Source organism: Mucilaginibacter sp. CAU 1740 (assembly GCF_039839285.1).
Taxonomy (GTDB): Bacteria; Bacteroidota; Bacteroidia; order Sphingobacteriales; family Sphingobacteriaceae; genus Mucilaginibacter.
The window spans coordinates 961863-972697 of sequence record NZ_JBDOQS010000001.1 but is presented as its reverse complement, the minus strand read 5'-3'; the positions used below and the strand labels follow the sequence as shown (position 1 = coordinate 972697).

9 protein-coding genes and 1 tRNA gene are annotated in these 10835 nt (G+C 41.6%); 2 read left to right on the top strand and 8 right to left on the bottom strand.

The window, feature by feature from the left end; genetic code table 11:
- Positions 1 to 253 precede the first annotated feature (253 nt).
- Together AAFN85_RS04415 and frr are read right to left on the bottom strand one after the other, a co-directional pair.
- Positions 254 to 2014: an ABC transporter ATP-binding protein gene (locus AAFN85_RS04415; protein WP_347525747.1), complete on the bottom strand. Its 1761-nt coding sequence runs from the start codon at positions 2012 to 2014 to the stop codon at positions 254 to 256.
- Between the two features lie 73 nt (positions 2015 to 2087).
- Positions 2088 to 2651, bottom strand: coding sequence for a ribosome recycling factor (frr, locus tag AAFN85_RS04410; protein WP_347525746.1), 564 nt, complete (start codon positions 2649 to 2651; stop codon positions 2088 to 2090).
- A gap of 153 nt (positions 2652 to 2804) precedes the next feature.
- Here frr and AAFN85_RS04405 point away from each other — a divergent pair, with 153 nt between their 5' ends.
- Positions 2805 to 3182 (top strand): hypothetical protein, encoded by a 378-nt coding sequence (locus AAFN85_RS04405; RefSeq protein WP_347525745.1) that lies wholly within the window; start codon positions 2805 to 2807, stop codon positions 3180 to 3182.
- 423 nt (positions 3183 to 3605) lie between these two features.
- On the opposite strand, the gene AAFN85_RS04400 is transcribed toward AAFN85_RS04405, so the two are convergent.
- From AAFN85_RS04400 to AAFN85_RS04390, 3 genes are all read right to left on the bottom strand, one after another.
- Positions 3606 to 4442 (bottom strand): sterol desaturase family protein, encoded by an 837-nt coding sequence (locus AAFN85_RS04400; protein ID WP_347525744.1) that lies wholly within the window; start codon positions 4440 to 4442, stop codon positions 3606 to 3608.
- Positions 4443 to 4473: 31 nt separating this feature from the next.
- Positions 4474 to 5265: a diadenylate cyclase CdaA gene (cdaA, locus tag AAFN85_RS04395; protein ID WP_347525743.1), complete on the bottom strand. Its 792-nt coding sequence runs from the start codon at positions 5263 to 5265 to the stop codon at positions 4474 to 4476.
- A gap of 108 nt (positions 5266 to 5373) precedes the next feature.
- The gene (locus AAFN85_RS04390; protein WP_347525742.1) at positions 5374 to 6345 is read right to left on the bottom strand and encodes a polyprenyl synthetase family protein; all 972 of its coding nucleotides are present in this window, start codon (positions 6343 to 6345) and stop codon (positions 5374 to 5376) included.
- A 261-nt stretch (positions 6346 to 6606) separates the two neighbouring features.
- Here AAFN85_RS04390 and AAFN85_RS04385 point away from each other — a divergent pair.
- Positions 6607 to 6694: transfer RNA gene (locus tag AAFN85_RS04385), tRNA-Ser, on the top strand.
- 175 nt (positions 6695 to 6869) lie between these two features.
- Here the strand turns inward: AAFN85_RS04385 and AAFN85_RS04380 are convergent.
- From AAFN85_RS04380 to AAFN85_RS04370, 3 genes are all read right to left on the bottom strand, one after another.
- Complete coding sequence (locus AAFN85_RS04380) at positions 6870 to 8291, bottom strand: S41 family peptidase (RefSeq protein ID WP_347525741.1); 1422 nt, start codon at positions 8289 to 8291, stop codon at positions 6870 to 6872.
- Between the two features lie 187 nt (positions 8292 to 8478).
- On the bottom strand, positions 8479 to 8976 hold the full coding sequence (locus tag AAFN85_RS04375) for a nuclear transport factor 2 family protein (RefSeq protein WP_347525740.1): 498 nt from the start codon (positions 8974 to 8976) through the stop codon (positions 8479 to 8481).
- 171 nt (positions 8977 to 9147) lie between these two features.
- Entirely contained in the window at positions 9148 to 10782 is a 1635-nt protein-coding gene (locus tag AAFN85_RS04370) for an ABC-F family ATP-binding cassette domain-containing protein (protein ID WP_347525739.1), read from the bottom strand.
- Positions 10783 to 10835 lie beyond the last annotated feature (53 nt).

Below are 10835 nucleotides of genomic sequence, written 5' to 3'. Positions count from 1 at the left end.
AAGGCCACATCAGGGGATTAATGGTAAAAAGCCCATTGATATGGCTACCCTAAACAACAAAAATAATCCCTAATTCTGTTACCGAATTATCTAACCTTTACAATTGCGAGGTACGAAGCAATCCCCGACTATGCAGGGCGAACTTGCTTGGTTTCTCTGCCTCTTGGGGATTGCTTCGTACCTCGCAATGACGTGATGGAGAAGTTAAAACCATAAAGGCGATGTTTTCACATCGCCTTTATGGTTTTAATGATTAATCCAGCGCATCCGCTGTATCCTTCTCTCCTATCTGCTGCCTCCACATGGCGTAATACAAACCTTTTTGAGCGATCAGATCGGCATGCTTGCCCGATTCAATAATACGGCCTTTTTCAAGCACGTAAATGCTATCGGCATGCATAATGGTTGATAAGCGGTGAGCTATCAGTATGGTAATATGATTTTCTGTTTCGGATACATTACGGATGGTTTCGGTGATCTCCTCTTCGGTGATCGAATCCAAAGCTGAGGTAGCCTCATCAAACACCAATATATCCGGGCGACGCAGTAAGGCGCGGGCTATAGATAAACGTTGCTTTTCACCACCCGATACTTTCACACCACCTTCACCAATAACGGTGCTTAAACCTTTATCGGCACGGGCCAGTAAGGTTTGGCAGGCGGCGCGTTGCAGTACATCCATACATTCCTCGTCAGTAGCATCGGGACGAACAAATTGCAGGTTTTCGCGGATGGTACCCGAAAACAGTTGTGTATCCTGGGTTACAAAACCTATTTTCTCGCGCAGCTGATCAAGGTCGATTTCCTTGCTTAACGTGCCGTTATATAAAACATCCCCGCCAAGTGGTTGATACAAGCCTACCAGCAATTTAACCAGAGTAGTTTTACCCGAACCTGAAGGGCCAACAAAAGCGATGGTCTGACCAGATTTTGTTTCGAAGTTGATATGATTTAAAGCGTTACGTGTAGCTGTTAAGTGTTTAAAGCTTACATCGCTAAAGGTTAAAGTATCAACTTTTTCAAGCAATACAGGCTTTTCTGGCTTTTTATCAATCGGGATACTCAAAATCCTGTTGAAGTTACCTAACGAAACCTCAGCCTCGCGCCATGATAATATCACGTTACCAAGTTCCTGTAACGGGTTAAATAAAAAGAACGAGTAAAATAAAAAGCTGAAATATTGACCAGGAGAGATAGTGCCTTTAAAAATCAGCATCAATAAAACCACCACCATTACGCTGCGCACAAAGTTTACTGTAGTGCCCTGTACAAAGCTCATGCTACGCACATACTTCACTTTTTTCAGTTCCAGATCGAGGATCTTGTAGGTGGTATTGTTTAAGCGCTTAATTTCCTGCTGGGCCAGGCCAAGGCTTTTTACCAGTTCGATATTCCTTAACGATTCGGTAGTTGAACCGGCCAGCGCTGTAGTTTCGGCAACAATGGTTTTCTGGATCTTTTTTATCCTGCGGCTCATGGCCATGCTCACAAAGGTGATTACAGGAATAGCAGCGAAATACACCAGGGTAACCTTATAGCTTACGCTAACCGAGTAAACAATAACAAATACCATCCCGATAAGCGATACAAAAAGGATACTGATAAACGAGGTGATAAACTTTTCACAATCCAAACGTACCTTTTGCAGTATTCCCAGGGTTTCGCCGCTGCGCTGATCCTCAAAAACCTGGTAAGGCAGCTCAAGGGAGTGTTTCAAACCATCGGCATACATTTCGGCACCTACCTTTTGGGTAATAATATTGGTAAAATAATCCTGGAAGTTTTTGGCTATACGCGATACCATGGCAACGCCAATGGCCGCCCCAACCAGTACCAATACCTGGTTAAGATAAGCGTCGTAATTAAGGCTGCTGCGTTTTTCAATAACCCGGTCAACAATACGACCGGTTATCCACGGGTCCAACAGCGAAAAACCTATATTCATGGCCGCAAGGAATAGCGCGAATACAACTATCCAGCGGTGTTTTTTTAAGTAAGAAATTAGTACATTCATGTTTCGGCAGCAAACATAAAAAAAGGGAATGGCTAAGTAGCTCATTCCCTTTTAATTTGACACAAGGTTAATATTAAACCGTCATGATATCTTTTTCTTTAGCTTCTGAAAGTACATCTACTTTAGCGATGTAAGCATCGGTAAGTTTTTGTACTTCAGCTTCGCCTACTTTTATTTCATCTTCAGAAACCCCTTCCGGTTTTAATTTTTTGATCTTTTCGTTAGCATCTTTACGGATGTTACGAATAGCAATTTTACCGTTTTCGGCCTCGCCTTTGGCTTTTTTAACCAAGTCGCGACGACGCTCTTCGGTAAGTGGCGGTACATTGATGCGGATAATGATACCGTCATTTTGTGGGTTAAGGCCTAAATTAGCTTCTTTGATAGCTTTTTCAATTGCGCCCAGTAATGATTTTTCCCATGGCTGAACAACAATAGTACGGGCATCAGGAGTATTTACACTACCAATCTGGCTAAGCGGTGTAGGTGTACCGTAGTAATCAACCTTAACATCATCCAATAAAGATGGGCTTGCTTTGCCAGCACGTATTTTATTTAATTCGTTGTCCGCATGCTCAATGGCCCTTTCCATGTTGGCCTTTGCATCGTTCACTTGTTTTTTAATGAGTTCGCTCATCGGTTTTCTAATTTTCAACAAAAGTAATAAAATCTGTGGTTTTACAGCCGGGGTAATCCTCAACAATTAAAAACCCTTTAACAATAAATAACATTATTTAACATTTATATATTATTGCAGGTTAGCTATCTTCGTATATAAAGCATCAAAACCATGAAAAAAGCCTTATTGTTTATCATATTGGTAGCGGCAACCGCGCAGCTTAATGCGCAAAACGTCAAAAAAACACCATCTACTCCTTTAGATCAGTTTTTAAAACTAAAACCAGCCGATACAAGTTTATCAAGGTTTATCCCGATACTACCGCAAAAAGGGCAATCAAATAATTTTAACGGGGCTACTTTAAATACCAGGGAGATAATAAGTAATACAACTGTTTACACCATGCCAATCGTTAAAACTTACTCAAACGATAGGATGCCGATTGTTAAAACAGATGAGCCGGGGATGAGATATCATATGCTGGTTAAAAAATTGGGCAATGAAAATCCGGATACTTCGGGCATAAAGAAAAACATTGTTACTCCGTAGCGCCCGCAGTTTTGAAACCCAGATCGTAGTACCATATTGCAGCTACAACAACTAAAGGATAAGAAAGGTAACCTATAAAACCTTTTTCGCTAAAAAACGAGATTGACCTAAACAGAATCAGAAAAGGAAGAAACGTAAGTAAAACACCAACGCCGCATACAAGCGACTTCAATAACCTTTGGTTAGAGATTAGTTTGCTGGAAAATTTCAAGGTGAGATAAAAGATCAACAGACCGGGGGCAGACAGCAAAGATCCAAAAAATGCCATATATAAAATGTACGACGAAAGTTGTAACGCCGCCCAAAAAACGTTGGTTGAAAAACTAAGTTGAGTATTTAAAAAACATTGCATTAGCAATAACACAATCGGGCCAACCAACACAGCTGTAATCCATACGCGAAAACAATAACGCCACAAAAATATCATATATCGTTGGTTGAATACAGCTCTCGGGGTAACTCCCTGTTGTACACCTTGCTATTTGCAATCCTTTTATCCATTACCTGCTCAAAGCTTTTTTCGTAATCGGGATGGTTGGTACCCATAAGCCTGTCCCAAATGTTAAAATACAAACCATAATTACATTTTACCAAACGGTGATGCATATTGTGGTGGGTTGAAGTATTATGCCACTTAAATAATTTATGGCTTGCAAACCCTTTCGGAAAAAGTTCATACCCCAAATGCCCGGTAACATTAAGGAGTAGCGAGTAAAGCGAAAAAATAGTTAGTGCGGTTCCGTGATACGGGATAGTAAAAGCTATGAGCGGCACAATGCCAATCTCTACCACTGCTTCCAGGGGATGAAAGGCATAAGCGGCAAAGGGTGTGGGATTTGTTGATAAATGGTGTGCTTTATGCATCAGCTTAAACAACGGCTTCCAATGCATAGCGCGGTGTGTCCAATAAAAATAGGTATCGTGCATAAAAATCATCAGCACAATGCTAAAAACGTAATATGCGTAGCCATACTCGCTAATATTAGAGTAGATCCTTGTCCAGCCATGTTTACCCGAGTAGATCACCAGCATGATCACGGCGCCAAATATCAATATGGTAATGAATGAATATGCTATCTCCCTCAGGATATGTTTATTTTCGGGATAGCGCTGTTGGATCTTGGCCTGCCAGTAAGCCCGTTTTCTCCAAACGTAAAAAAACAAATAGAACGCACCCGCAAACAGCAAGTAGCGACCTGCTATCGAGAGTAAAACCCTGGTGGTTTCTATGAGTTTATCGATGGAGATCTGTAATAGCATTACATTTAATCCCTTGTTAGTTAAATCGTACTTAAAAATCCTTATTCAAAACTTTTTCCAGCTCGGCAAAGCTGATATTCATCTTAACCCTGCCCTGCTTAGCGTACGAGATCTCGCCGGTTTCTTCAGATACGATAATGGCTGTAGCCTCATTTGCTTCTGTTACGCCAATACCTGCGCGGTGACGCAAACCGAACTGCGCCGGCAGGTCAGTTTTTTCGGTAAGCGGCAAAATACAACTGGCCGATTTAATTTTATTTTCAGATATCACTACCGCCCCATCATGCAGGGGACTTGTTTTCTGAAAAATACTTTCAAGCAAACGTTTCGAAATTTTAGCTTCTACAACTTCGCAACTGTTTTGATAAAATTGCTCATCGTAATATTTGGCAAACACTATAAGTGCCCCGGTTTTGGTTTGCTTTAAACTTTTGCAGGCATCAATAATAGGCTTGATGCGGGCGTAATTATTTTTCTCAACTTCGGCACGGCCGAAAAAATATTTCCACCAGGCTTTGTTGCGCTGCAACGATGCGTTTTTACCAACCAACAGCAGAAACCGCCTCACCTCCTGCTGAAATACAACAATTATAGCAATGATCCCCACGTCAACAAACTTGCCCAATATAATGGTAAGCAATTTCATGTCCAGTGCCTTTACCACAAAATTAAGGGCGAAGATCACCGCGAAACCGATAAATATATTTGCTGCTATAGTGCCCCTGATAAGGTTATATAACTGGTAAATGATCAACGCTACCAGCAATACATCAAGAATAGAAAAGAAACCTATTTTGGGAAAGAGGGATTGTAAAGACTGCATTTACGAAGTTAGTAAAGTTTACCCGAACATAAATGCATCGGGCTTTCTAATTACCAAACGCCAATATTCAATCAGCTGCTTTACTTCCTAAGTTAGTGTAGAGGTAAGCTATTTATTGCGCTCGGTGGTAAACCGCACCAATTGCTCCAAACCGCGGTGCGATTCGCTATCCGGGAAAGTATTTAAAATTTCGAAAGCTTCATCCTGAAAACGCTTCATCTGTGTTTCGGCATATTGAAGGCCACCGGTTTCTTTTACAAAACGGATGATCTCGGCAATCTTTTTAGGGTCTTCATTATGGTTTTTCACCAGGTTGATAACCCTTTTTTTATCAGATGATGAACAGTTGGCCAGCGCGTAAATAAGTGGCAGGGTAACTTTTTTCTCCTTGATATCGATGCCGAGAGGTTTGCCAACATCATCGGTGCCAAAATCAAACATATCATCCTTAATTTGGAAAGCGATACCTATTTTCTCGCCAAACAACCGCATTTTCTCCACGACCTCATCACTTGCCCCTGCCGATGCAGCGCCGCAGGCACAGCACGATGCTATAAGCGAAGCCGTTTTTTGCCTGATCACATCATAATAAACAGGCTCGCCAATATCCATGCGCCGGGCCTTTTCCATCTGCATCAGTTCACCTTCGCTCATTTGCTTTACGGCGTCTGATACTATCCGAAGCAGCTGAAAATCATTATTATCAATAGAAAGCAACAACCCTTTTGATAGCAGGTAATCACCTACCAAAACAGCTATTTTATTTTTCCAAAGGGCGTTAATAGAGAAAAAACCGCGACGTTGATACGAGTTATCAACCACATCATCATGTACTAACGATGCTGTATGCAAGAGTTCTACCAGTGCGGCACCACGATGTGTAGATTCGTTAATCCCGCCACAAATGCTGGCCGAAAAAAACACGAACATAGGGCGGATCTGTTTGCCTTTACGCTTAACTATGTAATGGGTAATGCGGTCAAGCAACGGAACAGAACTTTTCATTGAGGCCTTAAACTTCTCCTCAAATACATCTATATCGGCCGCAATAGGTTTCTTAATATCGTTGATGCTCAGCATTACAAGCAAAACAGGATTTTACGTTAACTAACCGCCATTTGGCGATACGGGGCAAACATAAGCTAAAAATATCTATCTGCATTAAAGCCAACTATTTTTTACCTAAATTAAACCTAAGCCCCTAATATCCGTCATACTAATGTGAGTGCAATTTTTTATAAGTAGAGTTAAGTTTTTGTGAGAGCGGGGCCCCAAAACGAGGCTTCGCTTTTTTATTGTTAGTAAGGGCAATTATTTTACCTTTGCAATCCACATTTAAACGGAGAGGTGTCTGAGTGGTCGAAAGAGCACGCCTGGAAAGTGTGTATACTCCAAAAGGGTATCGAGGGTTCGAATCCCTCCCTCTCCGCTTTTATCATTAACAAAATATCAAAAATCCCTTTAATTGTGAATTAAAGGGATTTTTCTATTTTCCGACCTACCAAAAATCGCATAAAAACGCAAAGGTATGTCATTCGTGGCGTCTTTTTAAATCGCAAAAGGGCGCTACAATTAACAGATTAACCATATGTATTACAACATATTTATTGTTCCAAATTAGCTTTGACAAAGTTTAACCACTCTGCATCCGGGATACTACGATCGATATAAAAATCCGGTTGGATACCTATGTTATCAATCTTCATATCCGGTATCCTTAAGCTTTTGGAAAGGCAATAACCAAGATGAAATTGCTTATCCGGTGAATCCACAAAATACATATTGGAAATATCAAGCACGCCCATGGTAGTTTTGCCGAAAAGTTTAACCTTTTTGCTTTGTTTGGCCATCAGCAGAAATTCTTCTGCAGTGCTGCCGTTTGCTTCATTGATGATCACCGCTACGTTTTTAGGGTTAGGAAGTACGGCATCCATTTTTTGAATAGAAACAACAGTGCCGTTAAGATTAACAAACTGCCCCAAATGGCTATTAAGCTGCTCCAAGGCCGCGTTAACCTGGTTCCGGCTTCTTTCGGAGAGGTCTAATTTTAAATAATCTGCCATGCGCTGGTTATTAAGTGGTGTGGAAAACAGCTCAACATTAGTACTACGGATGGGGTTGGTATAAAGCAGAGGGGTGATCTTGCTATAGCTGATATCCGAGCCGCCCCCGTTATTGCGAATATCAATGATCAGGTTCTTTTTGGTGGTCAGTAAAGTATAGTTAGATGCGATCAGGCTATCGATCAAAGGGCGCTGACCTTCGTCGAAGGAAGGGACACGCAGAAGAACTGTCTCTTTTGAAAGTTCCTGCAAAAAAGGTGTGTCCGTGGAAATCTCCCGTGCATACAGTGCAACTGATTCACTCTCCGGTATTACGGGATAGATCCTGGACAGGTAAACATATCCCAGTTTAACGGTATTCTTGCCGATCAATAGGGGCTGGTCAAATTTGACGGTGGAATAATTTCCCATATAAAACTTGCCCGAACCGTTGGCTGAGATCTCCAGCTTTACCTGGCCCGGTTTCCATTTTCCGGTTCCTGCGCTTAAAATAACACCTTTATAACCTTCTGCGTTTTTTACGATAGCGATCCGGTAAGCTCCAGTCCCCCAGATACCGGTATAGTCCGAAGGGTTTCCTTGCTCTGCGCTTTTCCGCACCTCTTCTTCTGTTAGCTTTATCTCAGGCCAGGCTCCGGTATGGTCAGCGCCTGTAACTTCGGGATTATTGGCTGACATGGAATAATGCGCTTTCCTGAAAAAACTTAAATACTCGGTTAAAATATCGACACATGCTGATTGACTGGTCGATTGAGTTATTTTCTTTTGAAGAGTTGCTACCTGCTTGTCATAGGCCGCCTGTCCTTTTTGCTGTATGGCATAGGCAAAGCCGGCATCGTTTTTTTCGAAGGTCTCTTTAACCCATTTAAAATTGGCAGCGCAATTGCATTTAGTTTGCGCATACGCGGCTGTTACGCTCATTAAACCTGTAAGAGCGAATATAAAAGTCCTGATTGTTCTCATAAATATATTTTCGGAAGGAATAGTGTCATTATAAGGTGTTAGGTCAAAAAAATTAGCGGCGAAATCGATTAAACGCTACAGGTAGACGATTTTCTATTGAAAACGTTACAGGTTATTTATTAAAAACAAACCGTATATAACCTTTTTTCTAACTTCTGCTCGCCTCAAAAATTATTTTATCCGTTTCTTAATCATTGTGCATTTCATTGTGCCCATAACTGATCACACGTGCCAGTTTCCAAAGCCCATCCTTAAACTGCCATACCTGCACAAACTTATAGGTACCACTCACCTTCTCCTGTGTCTGCCCTTTATTGGTATGATAAAAAGTATGAACACCGATCTCAACAGCACCATAATCTTTTATCGGGTAAACCTCTAAAGTACTCTTGATCAACTCCCTGCGGATATGGTTTCCTCTCTGGCACATCTCCCTAAAAGCGCGCATTTCGTAATCAACACCAACGTTCAAACCACCAAGATCATGATAAAACTCAAAGTCATCTTTAAGAAATTTCCTATAGGTTACGCTATCGCAGTTATTGAAGGCACTAAATAACAAGCTGTCGGCCCTGGCCACATCTTTGTAAAGTTGATCCGGCACTGCCGGCGCTTTTTTTTGCGCTGAGGCTACCGTTGTAAAAAGACACAGCATTAGTGTAAGGCGAATTAGTTTACCTGGCATTTTATATAGTTTATGAATAAATATACTTGGTTTTGAAAGCGCAATGATATCGTAAATATCTCACCAATAAATCGCGATAGCATTAAGTATCTGTTATTATAACGCATTAAAATAAAAAGCCGGGGAGATGATTAATCTATCCGGCTTTTTATTTTACGAGTATCGTCTCCCTTAACTCTGCTCAATCTCCTTCAAGCTATCCATCTTTTTATACGCCAAAAACCCTTTAATATCTTCAAAGTGCTCGCGTACACGCTTATTACCAAACTCAAATACTTTTTTCACCAGGCCATCCAGGAAGTCCCTATCGTGCGATACAAGGATGAGCGTACCGTCAAAATCACGAAGGGCATCTTTAATGATATCCTTGGTTTTCATATCCAGGTGGTTGGTTGGCTCATCCAGTATCAGTACGTTTACCGGCTCCAGCAACAGCTTGATCATGGCCAAACGTGTTTTTTCACCACCCGAAAGTACTTTTACTTTCTTGGTGGTATCATCGCCGCTAAACATAAATGCGCCTAACAGGTCTTTGATCTTTACCGAACCATCACTTAACGGGATCTGATCGATAGTTTCAAATACCGTTAAGTTCTCATCCAGTAATGCTGCCTGGTTTTGGGCAAAGTAACCGATCTTGGCATTGTGGCCTACTTTTAAGCTTCCTTCAAAATCTATCTCCCCCATAATGGCTTTGATCATGGTTGATTTACCTTCGCCGTTTTTACCAACAAAGGCTATTTTTTCGCCCCGCTCAATTACCATGGCGGCATTCTGAAACACAACATGGTCACCATATTTTTTGGTCAGGTCTTCAACCATTACCGGATACTGGCCCGAACGTGGCGACGGTGGGAATTTTAATCGCAAGGCCGAAGTATCTACCTCATCTATCTCAATAACCTCCAACTTTTCGAGCATTTTTACACGCGATTGTACCTGCAAAGTTTTAGAGTAGGTACCCCTAAACCTGTCAATAAATTCCTGGTTATCGGCAATAAAGCGTTGCTGCTCTTCGTAAGCTTTCAATTGGTGTACCCTGCGGTCGGCACGCAATTGCAGGTAATGGGTATATTTGGCCTTATAATCATAAATCCGGCCCATGGTAACCTCAATGGTTCGGTTGGTGATGTTATCAACAAAAGTACGATCGTGCGAGATCACCATTACTGCCTTTGCCGAGTTTACCAGGAAATCTTCCAGCCATTGGATACTTTCAATATCCATGTGGTTGGTAGGCTCATCCAGTAATATCAAGTCGGGTTTCTTTAACAAGATCTTGGCCAGTTCGATCCGCATGCGCCAGCCGCCCGAAAACTCGGAGGTTTGGCGGGTGAAATCTTTACGCTCAAAACCCAGACCTTTTAACACCTTTTCAACCTCGGCATCATAATTCACTTCCTCTTGCGAATAAACTTTTTCACTCAGTTCAGACACGCGCTCAATCAGCTTCATGTAATCATCGCTATCGTAATCAGTGCGGATAGTAAGCTGCTCGTTCACTTCATCAAGCTCCTTTTGCATTTGGTTGGCCTCATCAAACGCTTTCATCGTTTCCTCAAAAACGGTAACGTTATCCTGGGTAAGCAAATGCTGTGGCAAATAAGCTATTACCGCATCCTTAGGACCTGTTACGTTACCGGTAGTTGGTTTAGCCGCGCCTGCAATAATTTTAAGGATGGTTGATTTGCCCGCACCGTTTTTACCCATCAGGGCTATTTTATCGTTCTCGTTTATAGAGAAGGTTACGTCGCTGAATAAGGTGGTTCCGCCAAATGAAACGGAAATATTATTAACATTGATCACTGTATGGAATATTGAATTTGGCGCAAAGATACATGAAAGACACAGAATTACGG